Genomic DNA, 14,329 nt, shown 5'->3' with positions numbered 1-14,329 from the left:
GATGCTCTCAGCCTCGCACGGCCGTCACCTGGATCGGTGCTCAGGAGCCGGCGCCGGACCGCAGTGTGTCCAGGTCGGCCTTGACCGTGTTGACGGGGATGGCGAAGCCGAGGCCCACGCTGCCCGCGGCGGAGCTGTCCGTGCCGCTCGCGGAGCTGGGCGAGTACATCGCGGAGTTGATGCCGATGATCTCGCCGTTCATGTTGATCAGCGCGCCGCCGGAGTTGCCCGGGTTGAGGGAGGCGTCGGTCTGGAGGGCCTTGTACGTGGTCTTCGACGTACCCGTGTCGCCGTTGAACTGCTGCCCGCCGAACTCGAACGGCCACTGTCCGCCGCCCTGTTGGCGCTGTCCCTGGCCCTGCCCCTGCCCCTGTCCGCTGCCGGAGCTGTCGTCCTTGGCCACGGTGACATCGCGGTCGAGCGCGGAGATGATGCCGCTGGTGACGGTGCCGGTCAAGCCCTCGGGGGAGCCGATCGCCACGACCTGGTCGCCGACCTTCACGTCGGAGGAGTCGCCGAGCGAAGCCGTCTTCAGGCCGCTCGCGCCCTTGAGCTTGATCAGCGCGAGGTCCTTGTCGGCGTCGGTGCCGACGACATCGGCGGTGTACGTCCTGCCGGTGGAGAACGTCACCTTGATCTCGGAGGCGCCGGAGACGACGTGGTTGTTGGTGATGATCTCGCCGTCGGCGGTGATGACCACGCCGGAGCCGGTGGACCGGCCCGCCGTCGAGGTCGCGCCGATCTCGACGATCGCCGGGGACACGGCCGCCGCGACCCCGGAGACGGTGCCCGCGCTGCTCTGCGAGACGGTGGTGCCGTTGACGACGCCGGAGGAGCCGGAGGCGGTCGTACCGCCGTCGCTGAGCGTCCCGACCAGGGCCGCGCTGCCGCCGCCGACCACCGCCGCGACGATCGCCACCGCCGCCAGGAGCGCGACGGGCCGCTTCGCCCGGCGCCGGGGCTTCGGCTGCTCGGGCTCGTACGCGGGCGGGGGCGGGTAGGACGCGGCCCCGCCCGCGTACACGTGCGAGGGGTCCGTCGGGTACGAGGGGTACGTCGGGTACTCGCCGCTCGGGCGGTGGCTCTCAGTCATGTCTACGAGAGTGGCCAGCGAACATGAGAAGAGCCTGAATACGTCCTGAGAAGCCCGGCAGAACCGTGTATGTCCGAAATAAAGGCCCGCCCCGGACCGCCCGGCCGCCGGACCGCCGGCCTCCCCGTGTTCTACCGCTCGGGCGTCGGCTCCCCGCACCCGCACGAGCGCCGCACCACCAGCGCCGACGGGAACTGCTTCAGCCGCTCCCGGCGCGAGCCCGAGACCCGCAGCGAGTCGTCCAGGACCAGGTCCACGGCCGCCCGCGCCATCGCCGGGCGGTCCGAGAAGACCGTCGTCAGCGGCGGGTCGGTGAGACCGGCTTCCTTCACGTCGTCGAAGCCCGCGACCGCGAGCTCCCCGGGCACATCGATCCGCAGCTCGCGGGCCGCCCGCAGTACCCCGATGGCCTGGTCGTCCGTCGCGCAGAAGATCGCCGGGGGCCGGTCCGGGCCGGACAGCAGCCCGAGCGCGACCTGGTAGGCGTCGTAACGGTTGTACGGGGCCTGGAACAGCCGGCCCTCCGTCGAACGCCCCGACTCGTGCATCGCCCGGCGCCAGCCCTCGACGTGGTCGGCGACCGGGTCACCGACCGCCGGGGTCGACTCCACGCCGCCGAGGCAGGCCACGTACGCGTTGCCGTGCTCCAGCAGGTGACGGGTGGCGAGCTGCGCGCCGCCGACGTCGTCCGTGACCACCGCGACGTCGTCGATCGCCTCGGGCCGCTCGTGGAGCAGCACGACGCGGGCGTCCCATGCCTCGATCTCGGCCGCGGCCCGTTCGCTGGGTCCCTGGCTGACCAGGATCAGGCCGGAGACGCGCATGCCGAGGAAGGCCCGCAGATAGTGGACCTCGCGTTCGTCGCGGTAGTCGGAGTTGCCGACGAGGACCATCTTTCCGCGTTCGGCCGCGGCCTGTTCGACCGCGTGCGCCATCTCCGCGAAGAACGGCTGGCGCGCGTCCGGCACGATCATTCCTATGAGGTCGGTGCGCCGCGAGGCCATGGCCTGGGCGACCCGGTCGGGCCGGTAGCCCAACTGCTTGATCGCGGCGAGCACCCGCTCGCGCGTGGCCGGGGCGACCGGCCTGGGTCCGTTGTTGATGACATAACTGACGACCGCGGTCGACGTACCCGCAAGTCTCGCCACATCGTCCCGCGTCACCTTGGCCACGCGCGGCAGTCTACGCGGATGGACCTACCTCCTGGCAGGCCGGACCGGGGCTTCTTCCGGGAGCTTCGCTTCCGGTCGCCGCACCGAACGGGTCACGGCTTCGGTGGCCGTCGCCACCGGCGCCCGGACCTTCGCCGCCCGGTCCTTGGCTTCCTGCGCCTTCGCCTCCTCGGCGGCGGCGCGCTCCACCTTCTCCGGGGTGACGAAGCGGTAACCGACGTTGCGCACGGTGCCGATCAGCGACTCGTGCTCGGGGCCCAGCTTGGCGCGCAGCCGCCGGACGTGGACGTCGACCGTCCGCGTACCGCCGAAGTAGTCGTAGCCCCACACCTCCTGGAGCAGCTGGGCGCGGGTGAAGACGCGGCCCGGGTGCTGGGCGAGGTACTTGATCAGTTCGAACTCCTTGAAGGTCAGGTCCAGGACCCGGCCCTTCAACTTGGCGCTGTACGTCGCCTCGTCGACCGAGAGGTCGCCGTTGCGGATCTCCATCGGGGAGTCGTCGGAGCTGATCTGCCGACGGCCGGTGGCCAGCCGCAGCCGGGCCTCGACCTCCGCCGGGCCCGCCGTGTCCAGCAGGACGTCGTCGATGCCCCAGTCGGCGGTGACGGCGGCGAGACCGCCCTCCGTGACCACGAGGATCAGTGGGCAGCCGGGTCCGGTGGACCGCAGCAGCTGACAGAGCGAACGCACCTGTGGAAGGTCGCGGCGCCCGTCGATGAGGATCACGTCGGCACCGGGGGTGTCGACGAGAGCGGGGCCCTCGGCGGGGGCCACCCGCACGCTGTGCAGCAGGAGGCCGAGGGCGGGAAGCACCTCCGTCGACGGCTGAAGTGCGTTGGTCAGAAGCAGCAGTGAACTCATCGCCGCCCACCTGCCCGGTTCGTCGGTCGATCGTCTTGCACGGTTCGCTCGCCCATTACGTCGGTCCTCCTCGTTCCCTGCGAGAGGGGCACTCCCGGGTCGGACCCGGGGGAGTATGCGGCACTGCTTCGTACGGTCATGCGGGTTCTACGGGTGCGGTCCCGCGCCCTGGGACCGCTGAGCTTGTTGAAACGTCTCCGTAACAACGTGTGGAAAGCACAAAAGGACCCGGGGGCTGCATTGCCCGGATCCTCTTCGCAGCAGAATAACCCACATGAGTTCTGTGTCCGAGGGCCGATTCCTGAGTTCTTCTGTTTCCTTCCTCACGCCGAACCCCCGCCGCACCACATTGCTGACCGATGACGGGGTCGCGGTCGAGGCGGTGTACGTACCGTGTACGGCGGGTTTCGCGGCTCCGGCGGAGGGGGCGCGGGACGGTGCGCGGGACCGGGTTCGGGCCACCACGGCGATCGTCGTCGCGCACGGCTTCACCGGCCATCTGGACCGGCCCGCCGTGCGGCGGGCGGCTCGGGTGTTCTCCCAGCGTGCGGCCGTGATCACGTTCTCTTTTCGGGGGCACGGAAGGTCCGGCGGCCGCTCGACGGTGGGCGACCGTGAGGTACGGGATCTGGCCGCCGCGGTGGCCTGGGCGCGCTCGCTGGGACACCGGCGGATCGTGACGGTCGGCTTCTCCATGGGCGGCTCCGTGGCGCTCCGGCACGGTGCCCTCTATACCGATGACGCGACCCCGTTTCCGGCCCGGAACGCGGGACCGGATTCCGTCCACGATGTGATACGAGGCGATTCGGCCGTTCGAGTAACGGCGTGCGAGGGGCGCACGGAGGCGTACGCCGACGCGGTGGTTGCGGTAAGTGCTCCCGCGCGCTGGTTCTACCGGGGTACGGCCCCGATGCGGCGCCTGCACTGGGTGGTCACGCGCCCCACGGGCCGGCTCGTCGGCCGCTACGGCTTCGGCACCCGGATCGACGGCGGGGCCTGGGACCCCGTACCGCTCTCCCCGGTCGGGGCGGTTCCGCTGATCGCCCCGGCCCCGCTGCTGATCGTGCACGGCGACCAGGACCCGTACTTCCCGCTCGACCACCCGCGGGCGCTCGCCGCGGCCGCCGGTGAGGGCGGCGCGGATCTGTGGCTGGAGCGGGGGATGGGGCACGCGGAGAACGCGTCCGACGAGGCCCTGCTCACCCGCATCGCCGACTGGGCGGTCGCGGCGTGACCCATCATGGACAGCTGACGTACGAGGAAAGGGGTGGCGCCATGGCGACGGGAACGATCCGTTACTGGGCTGCGGCCAAGGCCGCCGCGGGGACCGCGGAGGAGCCGTACGCGGCGGCGACACTCGCCGAGGCGCTCGACGCGGTACGCGAACGGCACCCCGGTGAGCTGGCCCGCGTACTGCGAAGGTGTTCGTTCCTGATCGACGGTGACCCCGTCGGGACCCGTGGCCATGAGACCGTACGGCTTGCCGAGGGCGGCACGGTCGAGGTGCTCCCGCCGTTCGCAGGAGGGTGAACCGCAGACCATGAGCAGCAACGATCAGCAGTATCCGTATCCGTATCCGCACGGTGAGCAGCCGCACGACGGACAGCAGTCCCCGTCGTACGACGGACAGCGGCCGTACGACGGCCAGTCCTACGGCGATCCGGCCCAGGGCGCTCCCGTGTACGGGCAGCAGCAGCCTCAGCAGCACCCCCAGCAGCAGCCTCAGCCCCAGCCCCAGCAGTCGTACGGTGGCCAGGCCCCGTACGGCGCGTACGGGGCCCACACGGGCGACACGGGCGCCGCAGCGGCCCAGTGGCCCACGGGGCACTCGGAGCCGGGGGCCTTCGACCAGGGCGCGACGCAGACCTGGCAGGCGCAGACCTGGGACACCCAGTACCAGCCGACGATCCAGCCGCTTCAGCCGCAGCAGCCACTTCAGCCGCAGCAGCAGCCGTACCAGGGACACCAGCAGCACCAGCAGCACCCGGCCGCCGCCACCGACGCGGCGTATCTGCCGCCACAGGGTGACTCGGGTTCGTACCCGCTGCCGCCCGAGGTCGCGGACTCATCGGCCGCCCCCGCCCCCGCGCCCGTGTCGCCCGTCGCGGCCTCCGGGCCGCGGGACGCCTCCGGGTTCAGCGCGCCCACGACCCTCGGCAACAGCCGGATCACCGACGCCCAGCGGGCCCGCGCCGAAGGCCGTTCACCGATCATCGCGCCGGGCATGCAGCCCGCCGCGATCACCGCGGGGCTCGGCCTGCTCCTCGCCCTCGGTGCCGCGATCGGGCAGTACGCCCTGCTCGTCCCGCTGGTCCTGCTCCAGGCCGTGACGGCCGCCGGGTGGTTCCGGCTCAACGGCATGTGGCCGGCCCGCCAGGGCATCGCGCTCGCCTTCGCGGGCGGGTTCGCCGCGGATGTGGCGCTGCTCGCGGCCGGCCGGGAGAACGGCCCCGCCGCCCTCCTGGGCACCCTGGGCGTCTGGGTGCTGCTCATGGTCGTCCTGCAACTGCGCAGCCACGCGGGCGCCGACGAGCGGATGTCCGGGCTGATGGCCACCGTCGTGTCCGCCGCCCTCGCCGTGCTCGCCGCCGGGCATCTGGCGGCGGTCCCGGACGCCGTGACGGTGGGCGGGGTGGCGGTCGCGGCCGCCGTACTCGTCAGGGCGCTGCCCCTGCCGGGAGCCGCGTCGGTCGTGTTGGCGCTGCTCGTCGCCACGGGAGCCGGTCTCGCGATGGGCGGGTTCACGGACTTCGGTACGAAGGCCGCGTTCCTCGGGCTCGTGGCCGGTGGCTGCGCGCTGATCGGGCTGCGGGTGGCGAGCTACGACTACCCGTCCCGGTTCGTGCACATGACGGCCGGAGTGGCGCTGCCGCTGACCGCCGCGGCTCCCGCCGTGTATCTGATCGGCCGTGTGATCGCCTGACGGTGATGCCGTGCGTACGGACGGGGACGCGCGTACGCACGGGGCCGTGAGATCGGCGGGCGCGGTGAGTTCGGAGGTACCCCGCGTACGGGAGATGCCGCGGGAACCGATCGGGGGTCTCCGAACGTCGATCACCCCGGGTGTCCCGTGCGGCCCAAGTAGGCTCACGGGCGCCAGGGGTCCCGTCGGGTCCCACGGGGGGTCCGGTCGGGTCAGGGTGGGGAGCAACGGGCATGCGCGCACTGCGAATACTGCTGATCGTCCTGGTGGTGCTGGGTGGTGCCTTCGTCGCCGTCGACCGTGCCGCCGTGTACTTCGCGGAGTCCGAGGCCGAGGGCCGGATCCGGATCAGCGGGGGCAGCGCCGGTTCGACGGACGTCTCGATCAAGGGCTTCCCGTTCCTGACGCAGATCGCCGGTTCACGGTTCGGCCAGGTGGACGTCAAGCTCACCGGGATCAGTACCAGCGCCGGTGGCCGCGCGATCCGGATCAGTGAGATGCGGGCCCAACTGCACGACGTGACCCTCGGTTCCGGCTACTCCAGCGCCACGGCCGCCCGTGCCACCGGTACGGTCCTCGTCAACTACGCGGACCTGACCTCGGCGGCCAACGACGGCGTCGCCGTCGAGTACGGCGGCGACGGCAAGGTGAAGGTCACCGGCACGGTCGACATCCTCGGCCGCCCCGTCTCGCGCAGCGTGCTCTCCACCGTCACCCTCGTCGACGGCAGGACCATCCGGGTGCACGCGGACAAGGTCCCGGGCGAGGGCATCCCCGGTCTGGAGGATCTGGTCCGCGGGAAGACCGACTTCGAGCGGGAGACCGGCGGGCTGCCGAACGGTCTGAAGCTGGAGAAGGTCGAGGTGACCCCGGACGGCCTGGAGATCTCGGTCACGGGCTCGGACGTCGCGCTCACGGGGTGACGGACCGGCGACGGCGGCCCCGGCCGCCCCGGATCCGCAGCCGATCCAGATATTGAGACATTCCTGTCCGGTCCTCAGATGGACGTCGGGCGCACACCGCCGGGGCACGACTCCCAGCCCCTGGTCACGCCCTCCCCGTCTCGCATGACGGACGATCCCGTCTCATCATCCGACATGACGGTGACATCTCCGCCCGTACCTCCCTACGATCGGACACATGAAGCGACAGGCGGACCTCACGAAGCGGCGGGCAGTGGACCTCTGCCGCGTCGCCGCCATGCTCTGTCGCACCTTCTGAGCGGGACGTTTCCGGCGTCCTGTTTTTCCCCGGCTCCTCGACCACTGTCAGGGCCGAGCCCGCGCCTCGTACGCGCCGCGCTCCGTGCATGTCGCGCGTACATCCCGCACCCGCACTCCGCACCACCCCGCCGCAGACTGCCCCGGAGGAGAACCACATGAGCCGCAGTGACGTCCTGGTAGACGCCGACTGGGTCGAGGCCCACATCGACGACCCGAAGGTCGCCATCGTCGAGGTCGACGAGGACACCTCCGCGTACGAGAAGAACCACATCAAGAACGCGATCCGGATCGACTGGACCAAGGACCTCCAGGACCCGGTCCGCCGCGACTTCATCGACCAGGCCGGCTTCGAGAAGCTCCTGTCGGAGAAGGGCATCGCGAACGACACGCTCGTCGTCCTGTACGGCGGCAACAACAACTGGTTCGCCTCGTACGCGTACTGGTACTTCAAGCTGTACGGCCACGAGGGCGTCAAGCTCCTCGACGGCGGCCGCAAGAAGTGGGAGCTCGACTCCCGCGACCTGGTCGACGCCGTTCCGTCCCGCCCGGCCACCTCGTACAAGGCCAAGCCGCAGGACGAGTCGATCCGCGCCTACCGCGACGACGTCGTGAAGGCCATCGGCAGCCTGAACCTGGTCGACGTGCGGTCGCCCGACGAGTTCAGCGGCAAGCTGCTCGCGCCGGCGCACCTCCCGCAGGAGCAGTCGCAGCGTCCCGGCCACGTGCCGAGCGCCCGCAACATCCCGTGGTCGAAGAACGCCAACGACGACGGCACCTTCAAGTCGGACGACGAGCTCAAGGCCCTCTACGAGGCCGAGAAGGTCGACCTGGCGAAGGACACCATCGCCTACTGCCGCATCGGTGAGCGCTCCGCGCTCACCTGGTTCGTGCTGCACGAGCTGCTCGGCCAGGCGAACGTCAAGAACTACGACGGTTCGTGGACCGAGTACGGCTCCCTCGTGGGCGTGCCGATCGAGCTCGGCGCCGCCAAGTAGTTCCGCAGGACCGCTCAACCGTTCAGCAGGACTCCGACCAGAAGGACAGAACACCATGTGTGGAGCACAGGCCGGCGGCCCCGACGCTTCGACGGTCAAGCCCGGCGAGACCACCATCCAGGGCAGCGTGACCCGTGACGGCGAGCCCGTCACCGGCTATGTGCGCCTGCTGGACTCGACCGGCGAGTTCACCGCCGAGGTCCCGACCTCGGCGACCGGACAGTTCCGCTTCTACGCGGCCGAGGGCACCTGGACGCTCCGCGCCCTGGTTCCGGGCGGCAGCGCCGACCGTACGGTCGTGGCGCAGACCGGTGGCCTCTCCGAGGTCGCGATCGCCGTCTAGCTCCGGCTGACGCGACACACGACGCGCGACGCGGGAGTACGAGACGCGGGAGTACGACGCGGGAGTACGAGACGCGGGAGTACGACGTACGACGCATGACCGGCCGAAGGGCCGCACCCCAGGGGGTTGGACGCCACCTGAGCAGGGGTGCGGCCCTTCGCGCCGTTCGGCCCGGGCCGCTTCGCCGGATCGGGCCTACGCTGGAGGTATGTACGCCCGGCGCCGTCGCGGCTATTTCCTGATGATGGGCGGATGCATCGTCCTCTTCGTCTCCGCCTGGGCTTTCGTACGCCTCTGGTCGATGCCGGCCGCCATCGGGATGTGCCTGGTCGCCATGGTCATCCCGCCGATCGCGGCGATCGTCGCCAACCGGCGCGGCCCGGAGGACCGTTGGTGGGACGAACCGCCCGACGACGCGAAGTCCGACGACCGGTGGGACGAACTCGACGGCAGGAAGCGTCGCCGGTAGGAGCCTCCCGGACGCGGGGCCCTCAGTAGACGAGGGCCTGAGTGCCGTCCGCCATGGCTTCCTGTACGAAGACCTGGGCGCCCGCGATCCGTACGCCCTCCAGTACGTCCTTCTCGCTGATGTCGCGCCGGGCCGCGCACTGCGTACAGAGCGTGACGCGACCGCCCGCCAGGATCGAATCGATCAGGTCGGGCAGCGGCGCGGCGTGCGGCAGCTCGAACTCGGCGGCGCGCCCCGGCAGGGCGAACCAGGAGGATTCTCCGGTCAGCCAGAGCGAGACCTCCACACCGCTGGCGACGGCCACGGCCGCCACGGTGAAGGCCTGGGAGCAGCGCTCGGCGGAATCGGCACCGGCGGTCACCTTGATCACGAGCTTCTTTGGCATATGCCGAACTGTAATCGTCGGGTGGGCAACCTCTTTCGGTGCCTGTGGGTCAGTTGTGTGCGCAGGTAACGGAATCTGCGCCTCGGGTCTCGGGGGGACCCTTTCGGAACTGAACGACACCATTCCTGACGTACCGACGGAGCCACCTGCCGCTCCCGTCGCTCCCAGCGCTTCTGTCGCTCCTGTTGTTGCTGACACTCCCGTACGCCCACGTCCGCGCGGACGTACGACATTGCTCATCGCCACCGCCGCGCTGCTCGGCATCTCCGGCGGCGCCGCCGTCGGTCACGGCATTCAGGCCGAGCGCGCACCGACCCCGTTGGCCGCGCTGTCGCAGCCGGGCCTGGGCTACCCGGCGAAGCCGCTGCCCGCGGACAAGGCCCCGGCCCCGCCGCCCGTCGCGCAGGACCGGCAGGTCAAGACGGACGGTGACCTGCGCGCTGGACCGCCGCCGTGCTGGTGCTCGGCTCGGCCGGCACCGGTACGGCTCTCGGTCCCGCGTCGATGGAGCGCACCGACGTGCCGGGGCTCGCCACCGAGGGCGACGGGCGCTGGGACTACCCGACGCTGTCGCTTCCCGCGCTCCCGGCCGGTTCGCCGCGACCGTTCAGCGACGGCAACCCCGCCGAGGTGCACCACGCGGACCTGCGGAAACTGCTGCTGCCCGCCCCGGCCGGAGCGACGGCGGACAAGAAGCTGACCGGCGGCTGGGTCCCCACCGGGCAGTTCCTCGCGGAGTTCCGGAAGGACAAGCGGGACGGGCTGTCCCAGCTCCTCAAGGACTCGGCCCTGCGGCACATCGCGGCCCGGGGCTGGACCATGCCGGACGGCACCGTGTCCCGGACCTATCTGCTCCAGTTCAACTCGGCGGGCTTCGCCGGGGCGCTGCGCGACGATCTGTACGTCGGGGTCTCGGCCGGCATCCCGCTCGTCGGCACCGACGTGATGGAGCTGGACGAGTCCTGGAACGCCGCGGACAAGGTCCCGGGCGTCACGCCGTACGTGTTCGACGAGAAGGCCCCCTTCGGCGGCGAGCACGTCCGCCAGGCGTACTCCGTCGCGGGCGACACCCTCGCGCTGGTGATCCACACCCGTAAGGGCAAGGAGGAGGCGGCACGCATCCCGTTCCAGCAGTCGCTGATCCTGCGGAACCAGCTGCTCGGCTGAGGACCTGAACGAGAGGGCCGGGCCCCTACCCATTAGGCTGGGACCCGGCCCTGTACTGCTGCCATTTCGCTCGTTCCGAGGAGCCCCCGTGCTTGAGGCATTCTTCTCCGCCCTGCTGATCCTGGTCTGCGTCGGCGTGCTCGCGTTCGCCGGTCTGACCGTGAAGAAGCTGTACCAGGGCCAGCGCTGACCCTCGTAGAACTCCGCCGCTCCCTCACAGATCGTCTGAGACGCCCATGATCTCGATTCCGTCCGACCTCCACCCGGACCTCGTCCCGCTGGCCTTCCTCCTGGGCAACTGGGCGGGCGCGGGTGTGTCCGACTTCCCCGGTGCCGAGAAGTGCAACTTCGGCCAGGAGGTCACCTTCAGCCACGACGGCCGGGACTTCCTGGAGTACGTCTCGCACACCTGGGTGCTGGACGAGGAGGGCAATCAGGTCCGGCCGCTGGAGTCCGAGTCCGGCTACTGGCGCATCGACAAGGACCGCAAGGTCGAGATCGTCATGGTCCGCGACCAGGGCGTCGTCGAGATCTGGTACGGCGAGCTGGCGGACCAGAAGCCGCAGATCGACCTGGTCACCGACGCGGTGGCCCGGACGGCGGCCTCCGGCCCGTACAGCGGCGGAAAGCGCCTCTACGGGTACGTGAAGAGCGACCTGATGTGGGTCGGCGAGAAGTCCACCCCCGAGGTCGAGCTGCGCCCCTACATGTCGGCGCACCTGAAGAAGGTCGTCACTCCGGAAGAGGTCGCCGAGATGGCGCGGAACCTCGAGGACATGCCGGACGACGGCATCGCGTTCTTCAAGTAGTCCGCGAAGCTGCGGGAAGGTGCTCACCCGGACCTACACTGGCCATGTGGTGAGCACCGACTGGAAGACCGATCTTCGGCAGCGTGGCTACCGGCTGACGCCTCAGCGTCAGCTCGTCCTGGAGGCCGTCGACGCGCTGGAACACGCGACGCCCGACGACATCCTGTGCGAAGTGCGCCGGACCGCGTCCGGCGTGAACATCTCCACCGTGTACCGGACCCTGGAGCTCCTGGAGGAGCTCGGGCTGGTCAGTCACGCCCATCTCGGGCACGGCGCTCCGACGTACCACCTGGCCGACCGCCATCACCACATCCATCTGGTCTGCCGGGACTGCGCGGACGTCATCGAGGCCGATGTCGACGTGGTCGCCGACTTCACCGCGAAGCTCCGGGACAGCTTCGGCTTCGAGACGGACATGAAGCACTTCGCGATCTTCGGCCGCTGCGCCGACTGCACCGCGAAGGCGAAGACCGCCGCCGCCGAATAGGTCCTGGTCAGGTCCTGGTCAGGTCCTAGGTACAAAGGCCCGGTGCCCGGCCGGGCAGGCCCTCCGCCGCCGGGTCGTAGGCTGGGCGCATGAAGAGCCCCCTGTTGTCCCTGCCCGGCGCAGTCCCCGCCGAGGGCCGCGACGAAGGTGTTGCCGCGCACTACGGCGACCTGTTCCGCGAGCAACGCGCCCTCGCCGACGGCAACGGTTTCGTCGACCTCTCCCACCGGGGTGTCGTCACCGTCAGCGGCGACGACCGGCTGAGCTGGCTCCATCTACTGCTCACCCAGCACGTCAGCGACCTCGCCCCCGGCCAGGCCACCGAGGCGCTGATCCTGAGCTCGAACGGGCACATCGAGCACGCCATGTACCTCGTCGACGACGGCGAGCGGGTGTGGATGCACGTCGAACCGGAGACGCAGGGCGAGCTCATCGCCTATCTGGAGTCGATGAAGTTCTACTACCGGGTCGAGGTCGCCGACCGTACCGAGGACATCGCCGTCGTCCATCTGCCGGCCGGTTCCATCGCCGAGGTGCCCGAAGGCGTCGCCGTACGGGAGACGCCGCACGGCCGGGACCTGTTCCTGCCCCGCGCGGACCTGGAGACGTACGCCGCCGGGCACGGTCCGGCGGCGGGCATCCTGGCGTACGAGGCGCTGCGCGTCGAGGCCCACCGCCCGCGCATCGGCTTCGAGACCGACCACCGCACCATCCCGCACGAGCTGGGCTGGATCGGCACCGCCGTCCACCTCCAGAAGGGCTGCTACCGGGGTCAGGAGACCGTCGCCCGCGTCCACAACCTGGGGAAGCCGCCGCGCCGGCTGGTCTTCCTGCACCTGGACGGCAGCGAGGTGCACCTGCCCGGACACGGCACGCCGGTGCGGCTGGCGGCCGACGGGGTGGAGGGGCGGCAGCTCGGCTTCATCACGACCTCGGCCCGCCACCACGAGCTGGGCCCGATCGCCCTGGCGCTGGTGAAGCGGAACGTGGCCGTGGACGCGGAACTGATCGCGGGGGACACGGCCGCCGCCCAGGAAACGGTCGTCGAGCCGTAGTTCCTCTACGCACCGGCGTCCACCGCCGATGATGCGGTGGTGCGGGCGCCCCCGCACCACCGGACCGCTACACCTCGATCAGTACGGTGAACGGGCCGTGATTCGTGAGCGAGACGCGCATGTCCGCACCGAACCGGCCCGTCTCCACATGTGCGCCGAGCGCCCGCAGTTGCGCCACCACCTCGTCGACCAGTGGTTCGGCGATCTCGCCGGGAGCGGCGGCGTTCCAGGTGGGCCTGCGGCCCTTCCGGGCGTCCCCGTAGAGAGTGAACTGGGAAATCACCAGGAGGGGGGCATTCGTATCCGAACAGGACTTCTCGCCCTCCAGGACACGCACCGACCAGAGCTTGCGGGCGAGCTGCGCGGCCTTCTCCGGGGTGTCCCCATGGGTGACCCCCACCAGCACACACAGTCCTTCGCCGACGATCTCGCCGACGATTCCGGTCCCCGACGGGTCGTCCGCGGTGCCTGCCACGGTGACGCTCGCGCCGTCCACTCTCTGTATCACTGCACGCATACAGACCAACCTATCTTGGGCTGAACGGGTACAGATCACCAGCGTGGGCCCCCCGGCAGGTGGCACGATGCACGATGGCGGTGTGCCGACGCACCGGTTGAGGGGACGGAACAGCATGAGTACATATGGAGCCGGACAATCTCCGGGTGCCGTACCGGTGCCACGCGCCAGCACCATGCGGCCACCCGTGCAGCGGAGCGTACCGGGGCAGGGCCCCGTGCCCCCGCCCCTGGGCGGACAGGGGGCCGCGCCCGCCGGGTCCGTACCCGAACAGGGGGTGTCGCCGGTGGCGACGGCCGAGTCCGGGGAGGACGGCACGGCCACGGGGCGCGCGCCCGCCGGGTTCACCGGGCTGCGGCTGCCGGAGCTGCGGACACTGCGCCGCGACGCGCAGCGCGACGAGGCCGACCTCAGCTACGTACGCCGGCTGGTACAGGGCCGCATCGACATCCTGCGGGCCGAGCTGGCCCGCCGCAGGGACCCCGAGACGCCGGTGGTGGACCGGCTCTCCGAGATCCTGGCCGACGCCCCGTCCCGGCACCGCACCTCCGCCCGGCACGTCACGCTGACCACGCCGCGCAGCGACGAGTACCGCCGGCTGGCCGCGGAGACGCTCGCCGAGGTCGAGCTGTCCGACCTCGACGCCCGGACGGACGAGGAACTGCACACGGCGATGGGGCGGCTGGTCCGCTACGAGCAGCAGGTGTCCCGGCGCCGTCACCAGCTCCAGCGCACCGCGGACGATTGCAGCGCGGAGATCGCCCGCAGGTACCGTGACGGGGAAGCACAAGTAGACGACCTGCTCGCCTGAAGCGACCCTTCCGGGCGCG

The 14,329-nt window shown here is 70.8% G+C and carries 18 protein-coding genes and 1 pseudogene; 14 read left to right on the top strand and 5 right to left on the bottom strand.

Features of this window, described 5'->3' with window-relative positions; translation table 11 throughout:
- Nucleotides 1-40 precede the first annotated feature (40 nt).
- From OG413_RS08830 to OG413_RS08820, 3 genes are all read right to left on the bottom strand, one after another.
- Complete coding sequence (locus tag OG413_RS08830; protein WP_266804066.1) at nt 41-1,093, bottom strand: S1C family serine protease; 1,053 nt, start codon at nt 1,091-1,093, stop codon at nt 41-43.
- 131 nt (nt 1,094-1,224) lie between these two features.
- On the bottom strand, nt 1,225-2,265 hold the full coding sequence (locus OG413_RS08825) for a LacI family DNA-binding transcriptional regulator (protein ID WP_266804064.1): 1,041 nt from the start codon (nt 2,263-2,265) through the stop codon (nt 1,225-1,227).
- Between the two features lie 24 nt (nt 2,266-2,289).
- The gene (locus tag OG413_RS08820; RefSeq protein ID WP_266804063.1) at nt 2,290-3,126 is read right to left on the bottom strand and encodes a response regulator transcription factor; all 837 of its coding nucleotides are present in this window, start codon (nt 3,124-3,126) and stop codon (nt 2,290-2,292) included.
- 274 nt (nt 3,127-3,400) lie between these two features.
- Between OG413_RS08820 and OG413_RS08815 the strand changes: the two genes are divergently transcribed.
- The 8 genes from OG413_RS08815 to OG413_RS08785 all read left to right on the top strand — a co-directional run bounded on the left by OG413_RS08815 (nt 3,401) and on the right by OG413_RS08785 (nt 9,079).
- A complete protein-coding gene (locus OG413_RS08815) occupies nt 3,401-4,360 on the top strand; it encodes an alpha/beta hydrolase (RefSeq protein ID WP_266804062.1) in 960 nt (319 codons plus the stop codon).
- Nucleotides 4,361-4,401: 41 nt separating this feature from the next.
- The gene (locus OG413_RS08810; RefSeq protein WP_266804060.1) at nt 4,402-4,656 is read left to right on the top strand and encodes a MoaD/ThiS family protein; all 255 of its coding nucleotides are present in this window, start codon (nt 4,402-4,404) and stop codon (nt 4,654-4,656) included.
- A 10-nt stretch (nt 4,657-4,666) separates the two neighbouring features.
- Nucleotides 4,667-6,049, top strand: a complete 1,383-nt coding sequence (locus tag OG413_RS08805; RefSeq protein WP_266804058.1) for a hypothetical protein — start codon at nt 4,667-4,669, stop codon at nt 6,047-6,049.
- A gap of 233 nt (nt 6,050-6,282) precedes the next feature.
- Complete coding sequence (locus OG413_RS08800; RefSeq protein ID WP_266804056.1) at nt 6,283-6,972, top strand: DUF2993 domain-containing protein; 690 nt, start codon at nt 6,283-6,285, stop codon at nt 6,970-6,972.
- Between the two features lie 217 nt (nt 6,973-7,189).
- Entirely contained in the window at nt 7,190-7,270 is an 81-nt protein-coding gene (locus OG413_RS47095) for a putative leader peptide (protein ID WP_350310325.1), read from the top strand.
- Between the two features lie 157 nt (nt 7,271-7,427).
- Entirely contained in the window at nt 7,428-8,267 is an 840-nt protein-coding gene (locus OG413_RS08795) for a sulfurtransferase (protein WP_266804054.1), read from the top strand.
- Nucleotides 8,268-8,322: 55 nt separating this feature from the next.
- Nucleotides 8,323-8,610, top strand: coding sequence for a DUF1416 domain-containing protein (locus OG413_RS08790; RefSeq protein WP_266804052.1), 288 nt, complete (start codon nt 8,323-8,325; stop codon nt 8,608-8,610).
- A gap of 208 nt (nt 8,611-8,818) precedes the next feature.
- Entirely contained in the window at nt 8,819-9,079 is a 261-nt protein-coding gene (locus OG413_RS08785; RefSeq protein ID WP_266804050.1) for a DUF3099 domain-containing protein, read from the top strand.
- 22 nt (nt 9,080-9,101) lie between these two features.
- Here the strand turns inward: OG413_RS08785 and OG413_RS08780 are convergent, their stop codons facing one another.
- Nucleotides 9,102-9,464, bottom strand: a complete 363-nt coding sequence (locus OG413_RS08780; RefSeq protein WP_073720476.1) for a DsrE family protein — start codon at nt 9,462-9,464, stop codon at nt 9,102-9,104.
- 232 nt (nt 9,465-9,696) lie between these two features.
- On the opposite strand from OG413_RS08780, the pseudogene OG413_RS08775 reads away from it, so the two are divergent.
- The 5 genes and pseudogenes from OG413_RS08775 to OG413_RS08755 form a co-directional block, all read left to right on the top strand.
- Nucleotides 9,697-9,903: pseudogene (locus OG413_RS08775) on the top strand (hypothetical protein); the annotation flags it as partial.
- 14 nt (nt 9,904-9,917) lie between these two features.
- The gene (locus OG413_RS08770) at nt 9,918-10,631 is read left to right on the top strand and encodes a hypothetical protein (RefSeq protein ID WP_266810406.1); all 714 of its coding nucleotides are present in this window, start codon (nt 9,918-9,920) and stop codon (nt 10,629-10,631) included.
- Nucleotides 10,632-10,867: 236 nt separating this feature from the next.
- The gene (locus OG413_RS08765; RefSeq protein ID WP_266804048.1) at nt 10,868-11,440 is read left to right on the top strand and encodes an FABP family protein; all 573 of its coding nucleotides are present in this window, start codon (nt 10,868-10,870) and stop codon (nt 11,438-11,440) included.
- A 46-nt stretch (nt 11,441-11,486) separates the two neighbouring features.
- Nucleotides 11,487-11,927: a Fur family transcriptional regulator gene (locus OG413_RS08760; protein ID WP_266804046.1), complete on the top strand. Its 441-nt coding sequence runs from the start codon at nt 11,487-11,489 to the stop codon at nt 11,925-11,927.
- An 89-nt stretch (nt 11,928-12,016) separates the two neighbouring features.
- Entirely contained in the window at nt 12,017-12,982 is a 966-nt protein-coding gene (locus tag OG413_RS08755; RefSeq protein ID WP_266804044.1) for a folate-binding protein YgfZ, read from the top strand.
- A gap of 67 nt (nt 12,983-13,049) precedes the next feature.
- Here the strand turns inward: OG413_RS08755 and dtd are convergent, their stop codons facing one another.
- A complete protein-coding gene (dtd, locus tag OG413_RS08750; RefSeq protein WP_266804042.1) occupies nt 13,050-13,499 on the bottom strand; it encodes a D-aminoacyl-tRNA deacylase in 450 nt (149 codons plus the stop codon).
- 115 nt (nt 13,500-13,614) lie between these two features.
- Here dtd and OG413_RS08745 point away from each other — a divergent pair, with 115 nt between their 5' ends.
- On the top strand, nt 13,615-14,310 hold the full coding sequence (locus OG413_RS08745) for an ABC transporter substrate-binding protein (RefSeq protein ID WP_266804040.1): 696 nt from the start codon (nt 13,615-13,617) through the stop codon (nt 14,308-14,310).
- Nucleotides 14,311-14,329 lie beyond the last annotated feature (19 nt).

The sequence above is a fragment of the Streptomyces sp. NBC_01433 genome, from assembly GCF_026340105.1.
Classification (GTDB): Bacteria; Actinomycetota; Actinomycetes; order Streptomycetales; family Streptomycetaceae; genus Streptomyces.
The sequence above is the reverse complement of the archived record's forward strand: the minus strand, read 5'-3'. Positions and strand labels throughout refer to the sequence as shown.